The sequence below is a fragment of the Pseudothermotoga elfii DSM 9442 = NBRC 107921 genome, from assembly GCF_000504085.1.
GTDB lineage: Bacteria > Thermotogota > Thermotogae > Thermotogales > DSM-5069 > Pseudothermotoga_B > Pseudothermotoga_B elfii.
This window is the reverse complement of the sequence record NC_022792.1, coordinates 796,520-818,308: the sequence shown is the minus strand read 5'-3', so window position 1 is coordinate 818,308 and position 21,789 is coordinate 796,520. Positions and strand designations below refer to the sequence as shown.

Annotated in this window: 22 protein-coding genes and 1 other RNA gene; 5 read left to right on the top strand and 18 right to left on the bottom strand. The window is 39.8% G+C overall.

The annotated features are described in order from the left end of the window. The first annotated feature begins 6 nt into the window (after nt 1–6). Genes TEL01S_RS04040 through TEL01S_RS04025 form a run of 4 tightly spaced genes read left to right on the top strand, consistent with a single transcriptional unit; the run spans nt 7 to nt 4,281 of the window. A complete protein-coding gene (locus TEL01S_RS04040; protein ID WP_028843311.1) occupies nt 7–1,314 on the top strand; it encodes a TolC family protein in 1,308 nt (435 codons plus the stop codon). A gap of 1 nt (nt 1,315) precedes the next feature. Next, the gene (locus TEL01S_RS04035) at nt 1,316–2,365 is read left to right on the top strand and encodes an efflux RND transporter periplasmic adaptor subunit (RefSeq protein ID WP_028843312.1); all 1,050 of its coding nucleotides are present in this window, start codon (nt 1,316–1,318) and stop codon (nt 2,363–2,365) included. Nucleotides 2,366–2,381: 16 nt separating this feature from the next. Beyond that, a complete protein-coding gene (locus tag TEL01S_RS04030; protein ID WP_012002855.1) occupies nt 2,382–3,083 on the top strand; it encodes an ABC transporter ATP-binding protein in 702 nt (233 codons plus the stop codon). Beyond that, on the top strand, nt 3,076–4,281 hold the full coding sequence (locus TEL01S_RS04025) for an ABC transporter permease (protein ID WP_228369047.1): 1,206 nt from the start codon (nt 3,076–3,078) through the stop codon (nt 4,279–4,281). Before TEL01S_RS04030 ends, TEL01S_RS04025 begins: the two co-directional genes overlap by 8 nt. Nucleotides 4,282–4,285: 4 nt before the next feature. Here the strand turns inward: TEL01S_RS04025 and ssrA are convergent. From ssrA to TEL01S_RS03980, 10 genes are all read right to left on the bottom strand, one after another. Continuing rightward, nucleotides 4,286–4,641, bottom strand: a transfer-messenger RNA (tmRNA) gene (gene ssrA, locus TEL01S_RS10835). 44 nt (nt 4,642–4,685) lie between these two features. Beyond that, nucleotides 4,686–6,197 (bottom strand): HD-GYP domain-containing protein, encoded by a 1,512-nt coding sequence (locus tag TEL01S_RS04020; protein ID WP_028843314.1) that lies wholly within the window; start codon nt 6,195–6,197, stop codon nt 4,686–4,688. Between the two features lie 4 nt (nt 6,198–6,201). Continuing rightward, the gene (locus TEL01S_RS04015; protein ID WP_012002852.1) at nt 6,202–7,203 is read right to left on the bottom strand and encodes an ABC transporter substrate-binding protein; all 1,002 of its coding nucleotides are present in this window, start codon (nt 7,201–7,203) and stop codon (nt 6,202–6,204) included. After that, a complete protein-coding gene (locus TEL01S_RS04010) occupies nt 7,200–8,063 on the bottom strand; it encodes a DegV family protein (RefSeq protein WP_012002851.1) in 864 nt (287 codons plus the stop codon). Before TEL01S_RS04010 ends, TEL01S_RS04015 begins: the two co-directional genes overlap by 4 nt. A gap of 93 nt (nt 8,064–8,156) precedes the next feature. Beyond that, on the bottom strand, nt 8,157–8,882 hold the full coding sequence (locus tag TEL01S_RS04005) for an ABC transporter ATP-binding protein (RefSeq protein ID WP_228369035.1): 726 nt from the start codon (nt 8,880–8,882) through the stop codon (nt 8,157–8,159). Beyond that, on the bottom strand, nt 8,879–9,640 hold the full coding sequence (locus TEL01S_RS04000) for an ABC transporter ATP-binding protein (protein ID WP_049753397.1): 762 nt from the start codon (nt 9,638–9,640) through the stop codon (nt 8,879–8,881). Before TEL01S_RS04000 ends, TEL01S_RS04005 begins: the two co-directional genes overlap by 4 nt. Nucleotides 9,641–9,654: 14 nt before the next feature. Next, entirely contained in the window at nt 9,655–10,716 is a 1,062-nt protein-coding gene (locus tag TEL01S_RS03995; protein ID WP_012002848.1) for a branched-chain amino acid ABC transporter permease, read from the bottom strand. 4 nt (nt 10,717–10,720) lie between these two features. Beyond that, nucleotides 10,721–11,629 carry a branched-chain amino acid ABC transporter permease gene (locus TEL01S_RS03990; protein WP_012002847.1) on the bottom strand — a complete coding sequence of 303 codons (909 nt, stop codon included), beginning with the start codon at nt 11,627–11,629 and terminating at the stop codon, nt 10,721–10,723. 47 nt (nt 11,630–11,676) lie between these two features. Next, a complete protein-coding gene (locus TEL01S_RS03985) occupies nt 11,677–12,804 on the bottom strand; it encodes an ABC transporter substrate-binding protein (RefSeq protein WP_012002846.1) in 1,128 nt (375 codons plus the stop codon). A 94-nt stretch (nt 12,805–12,898) separates the two neighbouring features. Continuing rightward, a complete protein-coding gene (locus TEL01S_RS03980; protein WP_012002845.1) occupies nt 12,899–13,570 on the bottom strand; it encodes an IspD/TarI family cytidylyltransferase in 672 nt (223 codons plus the stop codon). Between the two features lie 46 nt (nt 13,571–13,616). Between TEL01S_RS03980 and TEL01S_RS03975 the strand changes: the two genes are divergently transcribed. Next, the gene (locus TEL01S_RS03975) at nt 13,617–14,210 is read left to right on the top strand and encodes a hypothetical protein (RefSeq protein ID WP_012002844.1); all 594 of its coding nucleotides are present in this window, start codon (nt 13,617–13,619) and stop codon (nt 14,208–14,210) included. Nucleotides 14,211–14,212: 2 nt separating this feature from the next. Here TEL01S_RS03975 and jag read toward each other — a convergent pair whose 3' ends face one another. From jag to TEL01S_RS03935, 8 genes are read right to left on the bottom strand one after another with little or no spacing between them, the layout of a single operon-like run. After that, nucleotides 14,213–14,854: an RNA-binding cell elongation regulator Jag/EloR gene (jag, locus tag TEL01S_RS03970; RefSeq protein ID WP_012002843.1), complete on the bottom strand. Its 642-nt coding sequence runs from the start codon at nt 14,852–14,854 to the stop codon at nt 14,213–14,215. A gap of 6 nt (nt 14,855–14,860) precedes the next feature. Then, nucleotides 14,861–16,198, bottom strand: a complete 1,338-nt coding sequence (gene yidC, locus TEL01S_RS03965; RefSeq protein ID WP_174375656.1) for a membrane protein insertase YidC — start codon at nt 16,196–16,198, stop codon at nt 14,861–14,863. Next, nucleotides 16,189–16,428, bottom strand: a complete 240-nt coding sequence (gene yidD / locus TEL01S_RS03960; RefSeq protein ID WP_028843315.1) for a membrane protein insertion efficiency factor YidD — start codon at nt 16,426–16,428, stop codon at nt 16,189–16,191. Before yidD ends, yidC begins: the two co-directional genes overlap by 10 nt. Continuing rightward, entirely contained in the window at nt 16,428–16,766 is a 339-nt protein-coding gene (gene rnpA / locus TEL01S_RS03955) for a ribonuclease P protein component (protein WP_161632313.1), read from the bottom strand. Before rnpA ends, yidD begins: the two co-directional genes overlap by 1 nt. An 8-nt stretch (nt 16,767–16,774) precedes the next feature. Beyond that, nucleotides 16,775–16,909 carry a 50S ribosomal protein L34 gene (gene rpmH, locus TEL01S_RS03950; protein WP_012002839.1) on the bottom strand — a complete coding sequence of 45 codons (135 nt, stop codon included), beginning with the start codon at nt 16,907–16,909 and terminating at the stop codon, nt 16,775–16,777. 59 nt (nt 16,910–16,968) lie between these two features. Further along, nucleotides 16,969–18,021: a DNA integrity scanning diadenylate cyclase DisA gene (disA, locus tag TEL01S_RS03945; protein ID WP_012002838.1), complete on the bottom strand. Its 1,053-nt coding sequence runs from the start codon at nt 18,019–18,021 to the stop codon at nt 16,969–16,971. Then, nucleotides 18,011–19,336, bottom strand: a complete 1,326-nt coding sequence (gene radA, locus TEL01S_RS03940; RefSeq protein WP_012002837.1) for a DNA repair protein RadA — start codon at nt 19,334–19,336, stop codon at nt 18,011–18,013. The genes disA and radA overlap by 11 nt, the downstream gene beginning before the upstream one ends. Beyond that, on the bottom strand, nt 19,333–21,780 hold the full coding sequence (locus TEL01S_RS03935; protein WP_012002836.1) for an ATP-dependent Clp protease ATP-binding subunit: 2,448 nt from the start codon (nt 21,778–21,780) through the stop codon (nt 19,333–19,335). Before TEL01S_RS03935 ends, radA begins: the two co-directional genes overlap by 4 nt. Nucleotides 21,781–21,789 lie beyond the last annotated feature (9 nt).

The following is a 21,789-nucleotide window of genomic DNA, read 5'->3' as shown; positions in this document are numbered from 1 at the left end:
TAAACGATGAAAAAACTCGTTCTTGCGCTTTTGTTTGTTCCATTGTTCACATTTGCCAGTTTTACCGATCTTGTAGAGCAGCAATTGGAAAATAGCAGCAGTTATCTATCAGCCATCCTTGATTACGAAGAAGCTGAATTCAACAGATCAAAAAACAAAAATTTCTTCATACCATATGTCAGCGTTAGCAATGCGGGTTTAGAAACCGACATAAGTTCAACGGGAGATGCAAGCAGTTCTTTCGTGGCACCTTTCTCAATCACTTTTGAAAATATCGCAGGCTTTGACGTTCAAATTTCGAATGCCTGGTATTACTATTTTTCCAGCAACGATTGGAAAGAAAAAGGATGGAGCTTAACAATATCGAGGGAATTATTTTCAAACTTTGATATCACTGAATTAGAAAACGAGGCAAATTTTGCGACAGCCTCATGGAATCTTCTTTCAGCAAAAAACGAAGTATTTTTGAATCTCGTGGAAGATATTTTCAACTATCACTATTACAACCAGAAAATGAATATAACAAAACAGCAAATAGAAATCCTTCAAGACAAATTTGAATCCTTGCAAAAAGCCTATGAATCCGGTACAGCTTCAAGAGAAGATATTCTTGAAATCCAGGGAAATATCTATGATATGACACAGCAACTTGAAGAAATTAGCCAGAACCTGTCAAGTACATTGACAGAATATTCAACTGATACACTTAATACAATGATTGCGTGTCTTGAGAGAATTACATCAAATTTGCCTGTTATGGAAGAAGCAGAAAAATTTATTACGTCAAGGCTTGATCTGAACGCTCAAATTCTATCTGCTGAAATAGCAAAGCGTCAAAGTGAGAGAAGCTATCAGCAGTGGATACCGAACCCCGAGCTTTTTTTTCAGGTTAAACAGAAAGACGATGACTTTGCCTTTTCGCTTGGTTTCTCATTTGGGTATGACATCATAGATCGTGGAGAAAAGGATTACAACTATAAAGTTATAAACAAGAAATACGAACTTCAAAAGCGCGTACTTGATGAAAAGACAGATGAACTTAAAAAAGCTCTGAAAAATGCCTATTCTTCGATAAAAATTGCCGAATCTTCCAAAAAAGTGGCCGAGCTCGACCTACAGTTGAAAAAAATGGAGTATGAACGATTGCTGAAAGGTTCTGCATTCGTAGCCAAAACAGATCTGGAAAGTGCGAGGTTAGATTTCGAAGATGCGGAGCTTGAGTTGTTCAAAGCAAATTACAATTTGTTGATCGCCAAAGTCAACTTGCTCGACATACTTGGTTTCGATCTCGTTCAGCTTGCAGGAGGTAAGTGAGATGAAAAAATCTTTTGTGTACACATTCATTTTAATTTCAATTATTTTTCTTTTTTCTTCCTGTAGCAATAACAATCAACAATCCGATGTTGATCAATCAATTATCGAATACACCGTTCAAAAAACAAATATTGTTGATACAATAACCGTTTACGGGACTGTTGAAGCCGAAGATTCTGCCGAAGTAAAAGCTCTTGTTAGTGGTGTTGTTGAAAAAGTTTATGTTGAAGAAGGAGATGGTGTTAAAGCTGGAGATGTCTTGGTTGAACTCGATGATTCAGACTACAGGTTGACATATATAAAAGCTCTTCAGGATTACGAAACTGCAAAAAACTCTGGTTCAAAGCTCCTGATAGAACAGCGGCAGCTGGAGCTGGAAATTGCCAAAAGAGACCTGGAAAGATGCAAGATAACCTCTTTAGTAGATGGTGTTGTAACGTCCCTTAGTGTTAAAGTAGGAGATTATGTTTCAAAAGGCACAACAGTGGACGTTGTCGCCAAGGTTGTCAATGTAAATAATCTTTACATCTCTGCTGCTGTTGAAGAAATGGATTATTCAAAGGTAAAAATTGGACAAACAGCAATAGTATCTTTCGACGCATTCGAAAATGTATCTTTCCCTGCCAAAGTTACTTACATTGGCAGTGAAGCACAAACATCGAGTGGTATCGTTACTATACCAATAAAGCTGAGTTTAGTAACACCCAGCGAAACATCACCTAACTATGCCAAAATAAAAGAAGCCATGGAAAAGATCATTCCTGGCCTTTCGTGCGAAGCTGAAATAGTCGTGCTCAACAAAACCAGTGTGATAACGGTCCCATCAGCTGCTATTAGTTTTGAGGATGGAAAAGCCTACGTAACAGTTAAAAATGGAACATCGACAGAAAAAAGGCAGATAACTGTTGGCGATAAACTTTCGAGTAGCTATGAAGTGCTCGATGGATTGAAAGAGGGAGAAACAATTGTTGTGAATAAATCAAGTAGTTCGAGCAATTCTAACAATAGAAACATGGGAATATTCATGGGAGGACCAGCTCCACGTCCATGAAAGGCAGGTGTGAACTTTGAACACAGTCATTAGAGTTGAAAACCTTCGAAAAACTTACAAAATGGGAGACAATTTAGTTAAAGCAGTGGATGGAGTTAATCTTGATGTTTTCGAAGGAGAATATCTCATAATTATGGGACCATCTGGAAGCGGAAAGAGCACTCTAATGCACCTTATGGGATGCTTGGATAGACCGGACTCTGGAGAACTGTACATAGGAAATGTAGCAGTGTCAAAACTAAGCGACGCACAGCTTGCAAAAATAAGAAATAAAATGATAGGGTTTGTTTTTCAGCAATTTAACCTTCTTCCACGCCTTACAGCCATAGAAAATGTAGAACTCCCCATGATATATGCCCAAGTTCCTCGAGCTATAAGGCGAAAAAGAGCAAAAGAGCTTCTAAAAATGGTTGGACTTTCTGAAAGAATGTCACACAAACCCACGCAACTATCAGGGGGGCAGATGCAAAGAGTAGCTATCGCCAGAGCTCTTGCCAATGATCCACAAATAATACTCGCAGATGAACCAACAGGTAATCTGGATACAAAAAGTGGCGAAGAAATATTGAAAATATTTTCAGATCTTCATAGTCAGGGATTGACTATCGTTGTCGTAACACATGATCCAGAAGTGGCCGAACAGGGAGACAGGATAATAAATATGAGAGATGGCAAAATAGTTTCACAAGAGGTGAGAGCAAGTGTTGGAAATGCTTAAAGAAGCTTTCAGGTCTATAAGTGCAAATAAAATGAGAACAGCTCTCTCCATGATAGGTATCATTATAGGAGTTGCAGCTGTTATAGCCGTTGTTTCCGTTGCAGAAGGCACAAGCGCAAGCATCAGAGAAAATTTATCTGCAATTGGTTCAAATTTGATAATGGTCTCGCCTGGATTTACCCGGGGCGGCGGAGGAAGGGTCTCGACAAGCCTTTCTGATTCAGATCTTTTGACAAAAGATGATGCAGATAAAATTGTCCAGCTTTGCCCGTCTGTTGTGTATGTCACACCTCTTCAGCAGGGTAATTTCATCGCCCAGTACGAGAGACAAAACACAATGTCGACAGTTCTGGCTGTGTATCCAGATATTTTTAACATGATGAATCTTCAGCTTGCACAGGGAGAATATTTTACAGATGACGACGAGAATAGCAGGAAACGCGTAGCAGTTATAGGAAAAGAGGTTGCAGAGGAACTCTTCCCAGATGGGGATGCCATAGGAAAGACAATAAAAATAGCAAGTCAGTCAACACGTCAGAATTTTAGAGTTATAGGTGTTCTTGAGAAAAGTGGAACGCTGTTATTTATAAATCCAGATAGATCGATTATAGTTCCTTTCTCAGCCGCGGAGCAACGTCTATTCAGAAGAAGTTATGTTTCTTCCATCGTGGCTCAAGCAAGCTCAGAAGAAGTTGCAACTCAGGCGGTAAATGAAATAGATGCGGTGATGTTTTCAAAATTTCAAGATACAGAGAAATACAGAATTGTGAGTCAGGAGGCAATGCTCGAAACTGTGAATCAAACAATGGCACTTCTCAGTTTCATGCTTGGCAGTATAGCGGGTATATCTTTGCTCGTTGGTGGTATAGGAATAATGAACATAATGCTTGTAACTGTCACAGAAAGAACCAGGGAGATAGGCGTGAGAAAAGCAGTTGGTGCAAACAGAAGACATATATTGATGCAGTTTTTGCTCGAGTCCATAATACTAACCTTTGTTGCCGGAATAATAGGCGTGGTTGCTGGAATATTGCTATCGAGACTTGTAGCCGTGGTTGGATCAATCCAGACAGCAGTAACTCCTGTTGTTGTCTTGATCGCTGTAGCAATTTCTACTGCCGTAGGAATAACTTTTGGCGTATTTCCCGCAATGAAAGCCTCAAAAATGAACCCTGTTGAAGCTTTGAGGTATGAATAAACCCTGGTGGAGGCGGGGGGAATCGAACCCCCGTCCGGGAATGAGTACCCCCAGGCATCTCCGAGTGCAGCCTGCGTTTCGATCTTGATTTGTACTACCCGCAGGCAGGTTGTACAAACCACAGCTCTTCTTCAGCTTCCCGTCTGGAAACGAAGAGCAAATTTCCAGGCGGTAGGCTGGTTATCTCACGCCCTTTGTCCAGGCACCAGCCAGACCCGGCAAGGACGGCTGCTTATCTATTAAGCAGCAAGCGCAAGTTCGTTGTTGGCACTTCTTTTTTGTTCCACCTTATTTACGAGGTGGTGGAGACCTCGACTCGCTTCCTGGGGGATCTCAAACCCGTCGAAACCGTTCGCCCCCGTTGATTTAATTATACCACAGGATACCAAATCGGTTCTGCCGTTCTACAATTTAAAACTTCTCTTTAACACTCTTAAGAAGGCTTCGTAAAGTTTGGGATCAAATTTTACTCCCACCATTTCTTGGCTCATAATTCTGAGCGCTTCTTCCACACTCATGGCAGATCTGTAAGGCCTCTCTTCAATAAGCGCAGCAAACACATCCACTATAGAAACTATCTGAGCTCTGATGCTTATCTCGCCATCTTTCAGACCATCTGGATAACCAGAACCATCTATATTCTCGTGATGATGTCTTACAACATCTGCAACTAAATCCCAGCCTGATATATTTTTGATAATCTTTTCGCCGTATATCGGATGTTTCTTCATAATTTCAAATTCTTCAAATGTCAAACGGCCAGGTTTGTTCAATATATGCTCTGGTATACCTATCTTTCCTACATCATGAAGCAATGCACCAAATTTAACTGCTTCAAGATCTGCCGGGTCTGTTATGCTCAATTCCTTAGCCAACTCCAATGCAAGGCTAACGACCCTGTCTGAATGGCCATATGTACTGGTGTCTTTTATCTCAATTGCCTCAGCAAGAGTGGATATAATTTGAAGATTCCTCTCCTGAAGAACTTTTTGCGTTTCTTCAAGCTCGTTAACTGTATCCTGTAAACTGTTCATCATTGCTTGCATTTCGAGTTGAGATGCTTTTTCCATCTCGATCAATCTCACAAAACATTCCTGAAGTTCGTTGAGTTCCTCTATGTTTGTTTTTACAGGAATGTAGTTCGCATCTTTTCCTTTACTCGCGAGCGTCGCGGTTTTATTTATATTGTCAACAATCAATGAAGTGGCGCCGATGAGTTTTCTTGTGAATCTGCTGAAATAAAACAACCATATCACGACACCTGCCAATGCTGAAAAAGATATCATCAAATAAGGAAATATAACCGAAAGATAGCTTCGCATCGGTATAAAGACAGCACCTTTAGCATTAGCTATGGAAAAATCTTCCATATGTAGATATCCTGTGATTTTGTTTAATTTTGCAAACCGGCTTTTTGTTCCGATGTTCATACCCGCGAATGACGGATCTGATGAAATTACAACAACACCGTCAGCGTTCGCAAGCATTACTATAGAAAGCTCACTTGTAAGGATTTTTGTGAAATAACTCTGAGGAATTTCAACAAATAACAAATTTTCACCTTCTGCGACGATGAATTTAGCACTGTTTTCAGTTAAAAACAAGCCCTTGGGGTTAGCAACGAGCCAGGGAAGATTTTTGTAAGACAGAACACCTGAAAGGTCTATACCCGTAGCCCTATCAACAAGATTATTGCTCAATTCTCGAATAACAACACCAGAAATCGGTTTGCTTTCAATAACGTCGTTTATTGTTGTTTCCACCAGCTTGCTTTCAGCTTGCAGATATGTTCTTGAATAATACATATGGATGTTCTGAAAAATCATAAAAAAGCCAATTGTGAAGACGCAAATCAGGGATAAAATGAGTATCAGGCCGTATTTGTTGATATTGTTTGCAATTTTGATAAGTTGCATTCTTTCACCTCTCGTCGAGCTCGGGTTCGAATTTTCCACCTTTGACTATCAGGAAATTTGTTTTTCTCAAAGCTGAGAGATCTTTCTCGATTGTGAATGAACCTGTTGCACCATCGAATGATCTTCCAACTAAATAACTATAAGCTTCTTTGGGCAAAATGCTCTGAGCTAACAAATTATGAATAATCATCAATGAATCATAAGCTCCAGCCTGCTGGAGATTTAAAAAACCTGAATCTCTCATTTTTGAAAAATCAAATGGGCTGTAAACGATCATATCTTCAATAGAATCAAGCCCAGTTTCAAAAAGAACGTCTGTAAAGGTATAATCCGATCCATATATCCTTCCGCTGAATCCTCTGTTCGAAGCCATTTGAGCTATCATTCCAGCTACTATTCCATCGGTAATTAAAAGCATTGAATCAAAGTTTTCAAATGGATATTCAACCAGTTCATCGACAGAATTGATAAAAACAATCTGAATTTCAGCACGTTTAACTGTATTCTTCAAGATTTTTGCAAAAATTTCACTGTAAACGGGGTTTTTTTCATCACAAACAACCAGCAATTTTTTCACCTGATCTTTTTCCAACCTTTTAGATATCTCATAAACTTGTATTTCATCTGAGGAGCTTAGCGTCATTAAATATTCACTTTTTCCAATAACTTCAGGTGAAGTTACTAATGGGGCTATTGCAAAAATATTGTACCGCTCGAGAAGAGAAATTATATTCAATGCTTCTGTGCTGAGTCTCGGTCCTATTGCATAAGAATTTGAGTACTTCTTCATCACCTCTTCCAATTTTGCCATTGGTTGATCAACTCTAACTGAGACGATCTCCATTTCAAAATCGTTGCGCTCTAAATATTCACGAACGCCCAGATAAAAATCAGTCTGGCCATCATCAAACAACAAAACAACTGGATGTGGCGTTCTCAAATATAGCAAAAACACAAGCACAACCACGATTGCGATGAATAGCGCAACTGAAAAACGATATTTCATTCAACAACCTCCAGGCCGAACCCTGCTGTACCAGGCCCAACATGAGTAGTTATAACTTTTCCCATTTCACTGAAAGTAGCATCAACCACCTGATAATACCCTCTAAGAAGTTCTAGTAGATGCTTGGCATCTTCGCGAGCATCGGCATCAACCATAATTAATCTAATTTTCGAACCCTTAGAAACCATATCAAGTGCTTTTTTAATAAGCATCTCTTGAGCCCTTTTTGTGCCTCTTGCTTTTTCAAAAGGTGTCAATCTACCCTCGGGATCAATCCATAGGCCAACATGAATACTCAAAAGTGATCCGAAAAATCCCTGCATTCTGGAGACACGTCCACCCTTAACAAGAAAATCGAAATTCGAAACATAAAATATAGCCTTGTATCTTCCTTTTTCAATATCCTCGTTCAAAATTCGGGTTATTTCAGTTCCGTTCATACCCTTTTGTTCCAGCTCTCTTGCACGTCTTGCAAGTAATGGAACCGCACCAGAAGCAGTTTTACTGTTGACAACATGAACCGGAATTTTCGCTTGTTGTGACGCGCTGAGTGCCGAGTCATATGTGCCTGAAAGCTTGTTGGATATACATATCACCAAGATTTCATCGTAACCGTCTTTTTCAAGTTGCTCATAAAGTTTTAAAAATTCACCAACTGATGGTTGGGAACTTTTGGGTAAATCTTTTGCCTGAGACACTCTTTTGTAAAAATTCCTTATTTCCTCAATATCACGAGAATCATCTTCCTGAGAACCGTCAGGCCAGGTGATATGTAGTGGAGCCATTGATAAGTCGAACTTTTCAAACCATTCTCTTGGTGTATCTGAGGTGCTATCCAGCACTATCTTCAGTTTTCCCATAGCAAAACCTCCTAAGATACTTTATTTGAGTTCGACTAAATTTTAGCAAATGAGAGGCTGACTTAACAAATGAAAATTAAAACTGCTTTCACTTCATTTTGTGGCGATTCCAAGGTAAGCCTTCCTCACATCATCATTGTTCAGAAGATCCTTGCCAGAGTCCTGAATTACTACTTTCCCGGTTTCGAGTACATATGCATAGTCAGCTACCTTCAAAGCAGCAAATGCGTTCTGTTCCACAAGCAAAATTGTTACCCCTTCTTTTCTAATTTCTTCGATTATCTGAAAAACTTCTTTCACAAGCAATGGAGCAAGCCCCAAGGAAGGTTCGTCAAGCATCAAAAGCTTTGGCTTGCTCATAAGCCCCCTCGCAACTGCAAGCATTTGCTGTTCTCCTCCTGAGAGGGTCCCGCCAAGCTGCTTCAATCTTTCTCTTAATCTCGGAAATAATGTCAAAGTCCAGTTCAGATCTTTCTTTATTTTCTCCTGATCTCTTCGAGAGTAAGCACCCATCATTAAATTCTCGTATACAGTCAGGTTGGGAAAAATTTTTCTACCTTCCGGTACCAAAACTATCCCCCTGCTCACAATTTCATGAGTAGATAAATTTGTGATATCTTCACCCTCAAAAAGAATCTTTCCACCACTTTTTTTCACTAAATTAGTGATTGCATTTAAAGTTGTTGTCTTTCCGGCACCATTTGCACCTATCAAAGTGGCTATCTGTCCTTTTTTTACTTCAAGAGAAATACCTTTTATAGCATGAATGCTTCCATAATGGACATTTAAGTTTTCAATACTCAAAACACTTTGCATCACAGAAGCACCTCCTCACCGAGATATGCTTTGATCACTTGTGGATTGGACTGAATTTCTTCTGGACAACCCTCGGCGATGAGTTTGCCATAATCCATAACATATATTCTTTCACAAATACCCATAATGACTTTCATATCATGTTCTATTATCATTATTGTCAGCGAGAATTCTTCTTTTATTCTTTTTATGAAATTCATTAATTCATAAGTTTCTTGTGGATTCATTCCAGCCGCTGGTTCGTCAAGCAACAGAAGCTTCGGTTTCGTTGCAAGGGCTCTTGCTATTTCCAGTTTTCTTTGTAATCCGTATGGTAACGAACCTGCTTTCGAGGATGAAAGGTTTTGTAGACCAACTTTTTTTAGAAGATTTATACCTTCTTCCTTCATTTGTCTTTCCATTTTAATTGCATCGGGTGTCTTAATAATACTTTTGAAGAACCACATCCAGTTTTTTAGCCTTAGATGCTGTGATACCATAACATTTTCCAGAACAGTCATATCAGAAAATAACCTTATGTTTTGAAAAGTCCTTGCTATACCATACGCAGCTATCTGGTGTGGCTTGTGTCCAGAAATATCTTTTCCAAAAAAAAGAATCTTACCTTTATCTGGCGCATATACACCTGTTATCAAATTAAACAAGGTCGTCTTTCCGGCACCGTTTGGGCCAATCAATCCTATCAGCTCTCCAGGATTTATGTAACCATTAAAATGATCGACAGCCACAAGGCCTCCAAATCGCTTCGTAACATTCTCCATCTTTAATACTGAACTCACGATTTTCCACCTCTTCGAAAACACCTAAAAATTCCGTAGAATTTTTCCCATGACAGTTCCTCTCTCCCCATAATTCCTCTCTGCCAGAATAACATGAGAATAATTAGCAGTGCAGAGAGAACCACCATCCTCATACCAGGTATTCCCGGAAAAAGTATTGGTCCAATTTTAAACGGGCTCTCAAGAAATCTTAGAAATTCCAGACCAACAGTGTAAACAGCTGCTCCAATGATTGCTCCACTGATACTTCCAAGGCCACCTAGCACTGCCATGATCAATATTTCAAAGGTTTTTGTAAAAGTAAACGACTTGGGATCAATTGTTGTTATTAAATGAGCCCAGAGTGATCCACCAACACCGGCAAAAAATGATCCAAGGACAAAACTCATAACCTGGTGAGAAAAAACGTTTATTCCCATTGCCTTTGCGGCTATGGGATCTTCTCTTATAGCTTTTAAAGCTCTTCCATAACTGCTCTTCACCAAACTCGCAATGATCAGCACCGTTATAAACGCCCATCCCCAGGACCAGTATATGTTCGTATATGGAGGTATAGCTTTCAATCCAAGAGCGCCATTTGTAATCGACCAGGCATTGTTGGCTACTATCCTTATTGTTTCGCCGAGTCCCAAAGTTGCTATAGCCAGATAATCACCTATTAACCTTAAAGAAGGCGCAGCAACAACATAGCCAAAGCCGGCAGCCACAAGTCCAGCAATTATTGTGGCAGGAAGAAAAGAAATCTGAATCTGGTTCAAAGGATAAATAAGAGGCTTTATAAGAAACGTCATTTCCTTCTGTTCGACCGGAAGAGTCAGAAGAGTTGAGACATAAGCACCTATAGCTATAAAACCAGCATGTCCTAAGGAGAAAATGCCGGTTATCCCATTAATCAGAGTTAGAGAAGTCGAAAAAATGATGTTTATGGCTATCAAATTCAATATCAATATTACATATTCACTTGCGATCCTATTGGCAAAAAACAACAAAAAAGCTATGAGGCAAATTAAAACGAAGGTAGATATAAATTTCACCCGAAATGACAATCCTTTCCTCATTTGATCACACCTTTTCTGAAACTTCTACGCCAAGTATTCCGGTTGGTTTAACCAGAAGTACAAACAAAAGAATTGCGTAAGCAAAAGCATCCCTGTATCCAGCAAGTGATGGTATAAACGCCACTATCATTATTTCGCTGATGCCAAGTATGAATCCACCAATCATTGCCCCCTGAATACTGCCTATGCCTCCAACAACTGCTGCAATGAATGCTTTTAAACCGGGAATCATTCCGGTAAAAGGGTAAATCTGAGGATATTTCATCGCCCACAAAATACCCCCAATAGCAGCTAAGCCAGAGCCTATCATAAAAGTAAAACTGATCACTCTATCGGCGTTAACACCCATCAACCTTGTGGTCGGAATATCTTTGCTGATAGCTCTCATAGCCATTCCTATCTTTGTTCGATAAACTATCCATATTAGAATAAAAAGCGATATAGCAGTTATTCCCAGAGTGATAAGTGTAAGAATGGGTAACCTTACTTTCCCTATTTGAAGCATACGAAGAAAGGAATTTGGGTAAATTCCAGTTTGAGGGTTGAATGATTTCGCTCTCCCTCCAAAAGCAACTATCGCAAAATTCTCCAAAAAGAAAGAAACGCCTATGGCTGTTATCAAAGCAGATATTCTTGGAGCATTCCGCAACGGTCTGTAAGCAACCTTTTCAATAAAGGCCCCGAGAAAAGCTGTCAAAAATATCGAAAACATAAAACTAATCCACCATGGCATCAAAAATATTGAAACCCCATAAAATGCGAAGTATATTCCGTAAGTAAAGACATCTCCATGAGCAAAATTTATTAATCTGAGAATCCCATAGACCATAGTATAACCTATTGCAATGAGGGCGTAAATACCACCAAGCGAAAGTGCATTAACAAGATGTTGCAAAAACGAAGAAAGGCTCAAGAGTCCACCCCCTAATCTTTAAACAAGGGCCCCCGAAGGGGCTTATTTCATGGTTTAACAACAGTCATGAGAACGAATTGTCCATTTTTTATAGTATTTATGACTGCCGGTTTTATCGGATCGCCTGAGTCCTGAGGATAAGAGATACCGCCTGCAACACCCTGAAAATCTCTGGTAGCTGCAAGGGCATTCCTCACTGCAACTGGATCAACCGACTGTGCTCTTTCAATGGCATCCAGTACAAGATTGTAAGCATCAAAAGCAAGAGCTCCAAATGCGTCTGGCCTTCTACCATACTCTTTTACATAAGCTTCAACAAAAGGTTTTGTTGCCGGCGATAAATCAGCATCCTGATGAAAGTAGGTGGTATAACAAAGTCCTTCAACAAATTGACCACCAATTTCTATCAGTTCAGGTGCATCCGCACCATCCCCAGCCAGAAAGTTTCCTGTAAACCCCAATTCTCGAGCTTGTTTGCATATCAACGCGATCTCCGCATAATAGCCAGGCATAAAAATTGTGTCTGGATTTCTTGACAGGGCGTCTGTAAGTTGGGCGGTAAAATCTTGATCACCTGTATTGTAATATTCACTGAAAAACGTCCCTCCGAATTTAGCAAAAGCCCGCATAAAGTAATTTGCAAGTCCCACAACATAATCCTGAGCAACATCGACCATTATAGCAACATTTCTCGCCTTGAGCTCTTCCCAAGCGAACTTTGCCAGAAGTTCGCCTTGAAGGGTATCAACAAAACAGGCACGAAATATAAATCTTCTGTTCTGAGTTACAAGCGGGCTTGTGGCGGTGTTTGTTACCAGAGAAACCTGTTTTTGCTCAGCTATGGCGCCTGCAGCCAGAGCACATGAACTTGTACATGGGCCAAGAATAGCACACACTTTTTCAACGTCAATCAATCTTTTAACTACGTTGGCTGCTTCAGCTTTGTCTCCTTTATTGTCAAGCAAAACTACTTTAACGGGTATATCTTTGTCAGCAATTCTAACGGTTGGCCTCAATTTCATGGCAAGTTTAACTCCGTCCCAGGACATCTGACCAAAACCGGCTATAGGCCCAGTCATTTCCCAACCCGCTCCAATTTTCACTTCGCTGATTTGTGCTGAAAAAGCAAAAGCAAAAACAAATACCAAAAGTGAAAACACGTAGACTTTTCGCATAATTCAACCTCCCCACAATCAAGAATTTACCTGAGGTCTTCAGGTTGGCACATATTATACCACACAGGCTATGATGATCGTCAAGATATACAAATCAATCTAATTCATTCCAGGTAGGATAAACAAATTGCGCAAACTGAAGATCATCTGGATATGTGATTTTAAAACAAAGAAGATCTCCAGGAACTATTCTTACTTTGCCACCAGATAGTAATACAGGTTCAGTTCCATCATTTGCATGGAAACGCTCAAAAGCATTTAAGGCAATTTCAAAAGCAAAAGCTTGAGGAGTTTGAATTCTGTATAATCCTTCCCTTGAGAGATAATTGTTTACAAACATATCTTTTGCGTACACAACCGTATCATTAACTGGAATAGCTGCCGTAGCTGCACCGAAAAGATGCGCTTCTTCAATTACTCTGTTGAGCAATTTTACTCTTAAAAAAGGCCTTGCTGCATCGTGAAAGACAACCACGGATGGGTTTATATCTCTTAAAAACTCAAGTGCGATCAGAGAAGTTTCATGTCGTGTGGCACCACCTGGTAAAACCCATTTTGGCTTTCTAAAACCCTCAATCATTTTTTTAACCTCTTCCTGCCAATTCGTCGGTACCATGATTAAACAATTATCAATCAGGTGTGATTTTTCAAAGCTTTTCAAGCAATAATTAATTACCGGCTTGTCTCCAAGCATACAAAATTGTTTTGGTATTTCAGATTTAAACCGGTTACCGGTCCCGGCAGCCATTATTATACCAACTGTCACAGTTTAATCACCTTATGTTAGAATATCAAAAAAGGGGGAATTTTTGGTGGTTGATTCTAAAAAGTTAGAGAATATTATTTCGCAAATAGCAGGAGTCAGCGCAGTTAAAGTCGTGCAGGATGGAGAAGAAATCAGGGAAATACATGTTGTGGCCGATTCAGAAAAGAATCCAAAACAAATTGTCCGCGATGTTGAGACGGCTATATTAGCTTCAACGGGGCTTAGAATAGATAGGAAAATAATAAGTATAGCCCAGATGACAGGAGAAGTAAAGTTTCAGTCGAAATATTCTATAGATTCTCTGAAGACTGAGGACATAGGTAAAAATGTGAAAGTTACCGCCATTGTGGAACATAATGATGAAAAATACGAAGGATCTGCTGAAGGGCCTAAAACAAGCTTGCAGAAATTAAAAACAGCCGCGAGTGCTGTGGTGTCAGCGCTGGACGATTTGAATGATTCCATTTATTCTGTTGATGATATCCGCATAATCACCCTCGCCGGCAAAGAATTCCTCATATGCCATATCACGAAATTAGCAGATGGCAAAGAATCAAGCATTATCGGCAGCGCCGAGCTTGACCGCGATCCTCTTCTTGCGGCAGCTAATGCTGCTTTGGATGCAATAACACGCGCATAGGGTCAGGTAGTGTGAACCTCTTTTCCATTTGGGGAATACTCTATAACAACCTTTCTATATGGTTCAACACCCACTGAATAACTCTTTACATCCCTATATTTTTTCACAATCTCATGAACTAACCGCCTTTCAAAGGCAAACATTGGATCAAGCACAATTCTTTTCTTTTCAACTCGAGCTCTGTCTATAGCCTGCAAAACTATTTGTTCAAGGTTTCGCTTTCTTTTTTCACGGTATTCCCCTGCATCAACCACCACTGACAATTTCGTATCACTCAATCTGTTGAGATATATCATTGCGATGTGCTGCAATGCCGCAAGAGTTTTCCCGTGCTTTCCTATCAATCTGCCGAGGTCATCCCCTTCAAGCAAAACCAGAAACCTCTTTCCTGCAGAGCTCACTTTTACCTTTATTTTTCCATAGCTTCTTAAAATGCCAACCATGAATTGTTCTAATCTTCTCTCGTAGAATTCCTTTTTAAAAGAAACTTCAACGACAGCCTCTTTTGCCATAATGCCAAAAAATCCCTTTGAACCTTTTTCAACAACAACATAATCAAACTCTTCATCCCTTAAACCAAACTCCTGCTTGGCTTTCTCTAAGGCTTCAGCGATTGTTGCACCCGAGATGCGTACCTTTTTCACAAATTCTCACCCCTTACTTCTCAAACCAAGCAGCTCTCTTGTGGTAATTCCCTTAATTTTGTATCTTTTGTAAATGTAATAAGTTATTACAAGTTGTATAACCGTGTTCACAGTATAATAAAGAAACAAACCGCTTGGCAAACTTACGAACAGAAACGGAAATATAAGTGACATTAGAATCCCTTGCCAGGCACTCCGCGAATCCTGACTGGTTATAAGCGTGTTGAAATAACTGGCAACCACGGTCGCAATTATAAAGATTGCATTGGGGCCAAATCCACCTACTGAAAGATCATTCCACAGAAGAAATTTACTACCAAAAGCAAATTCTTCCTGAAAATATCTTATAACTGCGTACAGCAAAAAGAAAACTGGCAGCTGTATCAGAAGCATAAGACATCCACCAGCCGGATTTATGCCTTCTTCTCTGTAGACTTTCATAAGCTCTTCTTGCTGTTTGGTCGGATCTTTGTATTTTTTCCTTATAGCCTCTATTCTGGGCTGAACTTTTCTCATTTTTATCATGGATTTGGTCTGCGCGTGATAAAGTGGATACAAAACAAATCTGACAATAACTGTGAATATTATGATTGCCCAGCCAAAATTCCTGGTCATTTCGAATAACCACCAGAAAAACCACACTAACGGATAGAAAACTGGGTCGTACCAAGAAGAACTACCATCTATTGTTTTTATCGTATCCATAAGTATGGAATAGTCTTCACCAAAGAGTTTTTTTAGGAATATCCTTTTAAATGGAGCCATATGAACCACTATTTTTTCAAAACCATTGATAGCCAGCTTATTTGAGCTTAATTTGCCTTCACCTGTTTTCACCAGAGATATAGCTTTGATCTTCGGAGAGAAGGATATGAAATAATCTTTCACGACTCGATCGTAATCTTCATACCATACCCGCGGCAGAGAAATAATAACAGGATCCATGGAACTTACTTCAACGGTAAAAACATACTCTGGGGAATTCTTAACGGTTATGGTTTTTTTTACACCTCCCGTATATTCGTATTTTAAAATCAGATCCCCCGAGTAGGTGTTGGGCGAAATCATATCACCCTCTATTGAAAAATCTATTACCATTAAAGAAGAGCCCTCTGGGCTGAAGAGTTCCAGACCATCTCCGGCTTCCTCAAATACATGAGATCTACGATCCGCGGTGAGATAAACATTTTTCAAAACCCCTGAACTACTGAACTCCAGCTCACTGAAACGTGTAATAACTCTTATCCCATCATCTAAAGTGACAACCTGAATTTCATTTTTCGCCATACCAGTTATGATCAACAATGCCAAAACAATTAGAATGATCAACTTCCTCAAATGAATCTCCTCCTTGTAGTAAATTTTTCCGGTACAGGATCGTGTCCTCCAGGGTTGAGAGGATTACATCTTATGATTCTTTTAACAGCCAAATACCCTCCTTTTAGCAATCCAAAGCGTTCGATTGCCTGTATCGCATAAGACGAACAAGTCGGAGTAAACCGACATGTTGGAGGTTTTAAAGGGGAAATATATTTCTGGTAAAAGCGAATCATCAATACGACAATTTTCTTCATCATTTTATCCTCTTTAGAAGATCTGTCAAATGTTTACAAAATTCTTCGTAAGGAATATCTTTAAAAATATCTGACAGGGTCTTCCGAGGTAAGACAACTATATCAAAGCTCTTATTCAGATCATGCTTTTTCAATCTGTAGATTTCTTTTATCCACCGTCTAATTTTGTTTCTATCGTGAGCCTTGCCAAACTTTCTTTTAACAATGACTCCTATTCTGTTGTGCTCAAGATCATTACCCACGTACAAAATCGTTAACAACTCGCTCTGAATAACAGCTCCAAATCGGAAAACCCTGTCAAAATCTCTGGAAAATCTAAGCCGTTCAGTTCTTCTCAAACAAAAATCTAAACTGCGATTTTCCATCTTCCTTTTGCACGCCTGCGGGCCAATACTCTTCGGCCGGATGGTGTCCTTGATCTTACAAGAAAACCATGAGTTCTCTTCCTTTTTCTGCGGTTTGGCTGATAAGTCCTCTTCACACTCAGACCTCCTTCACAAGCAAATCTTTTTAACCTCTGTCATTGTACCATATATCTTTTTAAATTGTTCTGCTTTTAAGCATACCAATTGCAGAGGCAATTGCAAGTGCTCTTTTTTCGCCTATTCCGTCAACTGATTGAAGTTCATCAATAGAAGCTTCCGAAATAATTTTCAAGTTTTTAAAGGTTTTCACGACATTTGCCGAAACACTCAAGGGTATCTTCGCTGAATGATTCAATATTCTATATCCTCTTGGATAATATATAGCTTCGCCTGCCTGAGATAAACTCTGTACATCTACGCCAAGTGTTCGGATAATTCTCATTAAACTTATTTCCTTGTCCTGTTTCATCTTTTCTATGATTTCCTTTGCTTGATCAACATCAAGATCCCTGATTGAATAATCCATGATTAAAAGTGAGGTTATATCGGTGACATCCTCCAAAACTTCCTCAAGTTGCATATTTATCAGTCTACCTTCTCCTCCAAGTTCTATAACATATGGAAATATTTCCTCATGAATTCTCAACATGAGAAGCCCTTTTTCGATAGCACGAGCCACATCGTATATGGAAACACCGGTGCGAAGTTCGTCAATTTCTATAGTACCAATTATCCTGTCAAAACTTTCTCTGTACTTTTCAAGTGTGTCCACTGCCTGAGAGACACGTGCAATCAATAAAGGAGCATCATTCATGACATATTTGTATTGACCATAGTAAAGTGATATGACATTTCTTCTTTTTGATATCGCAACTACCATTTGCCCAGTTTGCCTCGCTACGCGTTCAGCAGTTCTGTGCCTCATTCCAGTTTCGATAGTCGGTATTGTTGGATCCGGAACTAAATGCACATTAGCAAAAAGTATTTTCGTTACATCGTCGGAAATAACTATTGCACCATCCATTTTTGCCAACTCATAAAGTTTCTCCGGAGAAAATGGACAATCTATGTCGAATCCACCTTGTATTATGTCTTCGTATTTCTGTGGATCATCAACAAAAAACAGCAGAGCTCCGAGATTTGCTGATATTATATCATCAAGAGCCTTTCTCAATCTTGTCCCGGGCGAAAGAATAGCTATTTTCGAAAGCAACTCTTCAGCTATCAAACAGCTTCACCCCCAGTACATCCCCCATGTCTTGTAAAGAATCGATTTTTACCAGATTTTTATCGCTCAGATCAACACTTTTTGGAACTATTACAGACTGTATGCCTGCTCTTTTTAACGAATCTATTCTTGATCTCATACGATATACAGGCTTTATTCTACCATCCAAACTAACTTCACCAATTACTGATGTTTTTTCTATGGGTTTCTCCATCATAGATGAGAGAATCGCACCAACAACCGCAGCGTCAACGGCTGTATCAGTTATTCTTAACCCACCAAGCACGTTTACATAAACATCGTGCGATTCAACCGGTAAACGCATGTGTTTTCCTATAGTAGCTATTAACAACAACAATCTGGTCATGTCAAATCCATTGCTGACTCTTCTTGGCATATTCGATCTGCTTCGTGAAACAAGAGCTTGAATTTGAACAACAAAAGCCCTGGAGCCTTCTATAACACATGATAAACAATTACCAGGAAGTTGGTCTGTGAGATCAAAAAATACAGGATCACATAGTTGTTTCAAGCCATCATCTCTCATTTCAAAAACAGCTATTTCTCCCGATGGCCCAAAGCGATTTTTGATAACTCGCAAAATTCTAAGTTCTGTCGTTTTTTCACCTTCAAAATAAATGACAGTATCCACTAAATGCTCAACAAGCTTTGGGCCAGATATTTCACCGCTCTTTGTTATATGGGCAATCAAAATAGATGGAATAGATAATTCTTTGCACTTAGATATTATTTTTTCGGCACAAACTCGAACCTGCACAACACTCCCGGGATACGTCCCAACTTCTTCAGAATACATCGTTTGCAGTGAATCCACCACTATCAGGCTGTAATCTTCGTTTATAATTTGAAGAACAGAATCAATGTCGTTATCTGAACAAACAGTTATACCGTCAAGGTTTTCGCAGGCGAGCCTGCGAGCCCTTATTGCTAGCTGATCTACTGATTCTTCCGCAGATACATATAAAGATTTATATCCATTTTTTGAAAACCACGCACAGATCTCCAGCGCCAGAGTACTTTTCCCCACACCTGGCTCGCCACCAAGTAAAAGCACCTGCCCGGGCACGATCCCTGAGCACAAAGATGCATCAAGTTCCGTAAAACCGGTCGTCAACCGGGTACTGTTGACAGACTTTAAAACATCTTTCAGATTAACAAGATCTACTATTCTTTCCAGAGGCTTAGAAGTTGCCTCGACAGCTGTGTTCCATTCGCCACATTGAGGACATTTGCCAAACCATTTGATAGATTCATAACCACAACTTTTGCAGATGAAGCGTTCCTTTTCTTTCATCCTTTAAGTGCTCCCGCTTTAGATCTATGTTTGGTGAATTTCAATCCGTTTCCACTTACTTTGCACACTACTGTATCTCCAAAAGCAAACTTACCGCGTAGCAATTCTTCTGCCAGCGGATCTTCGAGGTATTGTTGTATGGCCCTTCTCAACGGCCTCGCACCAAATACAGGATCATAGCCCTTTTCAATCAGGAAATTCTTAGCTTCCTTCGTAAGCTTCAGTGTCATGCCCTTACTTTCCAATCTTTTGTGTACGTCTGATACAAGTATATCAACGATCTTTTCTATATGATCCCTGTTTAGTGGGTGGAAAACTATCACCTCATCGATCCTGTTGAGAAACTCTGGTCTAAAAGTTTTCTTAACTTCCTCCAGGACCAACGATTTCATTTCCTGATAATCTTTATCCGCGTCTTGCGAGACAAAACCCATAGTTTTCTTGGATTTGTTTATCAAATTGCCACCGATATTACTTGTCATAACAACTATGGTATTTTTGAAATCCACTTCTCTTCCCTGCGAATCCGTCAACCTGCCATCGTCCATAATTTGAAGTAAAATATTGAATACATCAGGATGCGCTTTTTCAATCTCGTCAAAGAGTATAACTGAAAATGGTCTTCTTCTTACTCTTTCAGTTAAAGTACCTCCTTCTTCGTAGCCAACATAACCAGGTGGTGCACCAATTAATCTGGATACAGAGAATCTTTCCATATATTCACTCATGTCAAATCTGAGTAAAGCTTTCTCGTCACCAAACAGATGCGCGGTCAAAACCTTTGTCAGTTCGGTCTTTCCTACACCTGTAGGCCCAAGAAACAGAAACACTCCTATGGGCCTTCTTGGATCTTTCAACCCGCTTCTCGCCCTTCTTATAGCCCTTGCTATGGCCTTAATTGCTTCATCCTGCCCAACTATTCTTTGGTGTAAAACTTTCTCAAGATTGAGCAGTCTCATGCTCTCGTTCTCTTCTATTTTCATCAAAGGAATACCTGTCCAGCCTGAGACTACTTCGGATATCTGATCAACATCAACTGCTACAATTGAAGATTCAACATTTTTTCTCCATTGCTCATATTTTTCTGTGTACTCCTGATTCAACAATTTTTCTTTTTCTTTGAGATCTGCTGCTCTTTCATAATCTTGATTTAAAACGGCAAGTTCTTTATCGGCTTTGACTTGCTCAAGCTGTTTTCTCAGTTGTTGCAGCTCATCAGGAATAACAAAGCTTCTCAAGCGAGCTCTTGCAGCGGCCTCGTCAATTACATCTATGGCTTTATCGGGTAAAAAGTGATCTGTAATATATCTCTTTGATAAATATACGGCAGCCTCTAACGCATTATCTGTATACTTTACCCTGTGATGAGTCTCATATTTGTACCTCAAACCTTTAAGGATGTTAATAGTCTCTTCGACAGTTGGTTCCTTGACGTAGATCTTCTGGAACCTTCTCTCAAGAGCCGCATCTTTTTCGATGTATTTTCTATATTCATCGGGTGTTGTCGCGCCTATACAGCGAATCTCTCCACGAGAAAGGGCTGGTTTCAAAATATTTGCTGCATCCACTGCACCTTCCGCAGATCCTGCACCAACTATTGTATGGACTTCGTCAATAAACAAAATTATGCCGGGGTCCTTGGTAACTATCTGTAGAAGCTTTTTCATCCTTTTTTCAAACTCGCCTCTGTATTTCGTTCCAGCAACGAGAGCGGCAACATCGAGCGAAAAAATTGTTTTATGTTTCAACGGCTCAGGAACCTCTCCAGCAACGATTCGCTGTGCAAGGCCTTCGACAATAGCCGTTTTCCCTATTCCGGGCTCCCCAATCAAAACTGGATTGTTTTTCTTCCTTCTCACCAGAATTTGCATAACTCTTTCTATTTCTTCCTCTCTTCCAATAACCGGGTCAAGCTGATTCTTCATCGCAAGCGCCGTTAAGTCTATACCAAAACCTTCCAGATGTCTCACCGACGAATTCTCAAAAGTCCTTTCACTACCAGCATCGTTAATTCTTGGTGAAGTACTTTCAACTATCATGCGCCTCAATACACCAAGATCTATACCCATTTTCCTGAGTACATGGACAGCTATTCCTTCACCTTCTCTTATGATGCCGAGCAGTATGTGTTCTGGATGTATTTTCTCACTTCCAAGATATTTGGCTTCCTCATATGCCATTTCTATTACTCTTCTTGCCCTCGGTGTCATCTGTGGTGAACTGGCAAATCCTCTCATACCCATGCCCACCATTGAAATAACCTCATTTTTTGTTCGGGCATAGGTTATACCCATCTCAGAAAGAGCTTCAACAACAGGTAAGTCCTGTTTCAGAACCGATAAAAGTATATGTTCTGTTCCAACATAAGAATGTCCCATTTCTTTGGCTTCATTTTGTGCATCAACAAAAACCTGCGCTGATTTTTCAGAAAATCTATCGAACATCGTATCACC

Bases quoted from the DNA above. Each gene is read 5' to 3' on its own strand.
- TEL01S_RS04040 (WP_028843311.1), top strand. From the start codon at position 7: ATGAAAAAACTCGTTCTTGCGCTTTTGTTTGTTCCATTGTTCACATTT.
- TEL01S_RS04035 (WP_028843312.1), top strand. From the start codon at position 1,316: ATGAAAAAATCTTTTGTGTACACATTCATTTTAATTTCAATTATTTTT.
- TEL01S_RS04025 (WP_228369047.1), top strand. From the start codon at position 3,076: ATGCTTAAAGAAGCTTTCAGGTCTATAAGTGCAAATAAAATGAGAACA.
- TEL01S_RS04020 (WP_028843314.1), bottom strand. From the start codon at position 6,197: ATGCAACTTATCAAAATTGCAAACAATATCAACAAATACGGCCTGATA.
- TEL01S_RS04015 (WP_012002852.1), bottom strand. From the start codon at position 7,203: ATGAAATATCGTTTTTCAGTTGCGCTATTCATCGCAATCGTGGTTGTG.
- TEL01S_RS04010 (WP_012002851.1), bottom strand. From the start codon at position 8,063: ATGGGAAAACTGAAGATAGTGCTGGATAGCACCTCAGATACACCAAGA.
- TEL01S_RS04000 (WP_049753397.1), bottom strand. From the start codon at position 9,640: ATGGAGAATGTTACGAAGCGATTTGGAGGCCTTGTGGCTGTCGATCAT.
- TEL01S_RS03995 (WP_012002848.1), bottom strand. From the start codon at position 10,716: ATGAGGAAAGGATTGTCATTTCGGGTGAAATTTATATCTACCTTCGTT.
- TEL01S_RS03985 (WP_012002846.1), bottom strand. From the start codon at position 12,804: ATGCGAAAAGTCTACGTGTTTTCACTTTTGGTATTTGTTTTTGCTTTT.
- yidD (WP_028843315.1), bottom strand. From the start codon at position 16,428: ATGAAGAAAATTGTCGTATTGATGATTCGCTTTTACCAGAAATATATT.
- radA (WP_012002837.1), bottom strand. From the start codon at position 19,336: ATGAAAGAAAAGGAACGCTTCATCTGCAAAAGTTGTGGTTATGAATCT.
- TEL01S_RS03935 (WP_012002836.1), bottom strand. From the start codon at position 21,780: ATGTTCGATAGATTTTCTGAAAAATCAGCGCAGGTTTTTGTTGATGCA.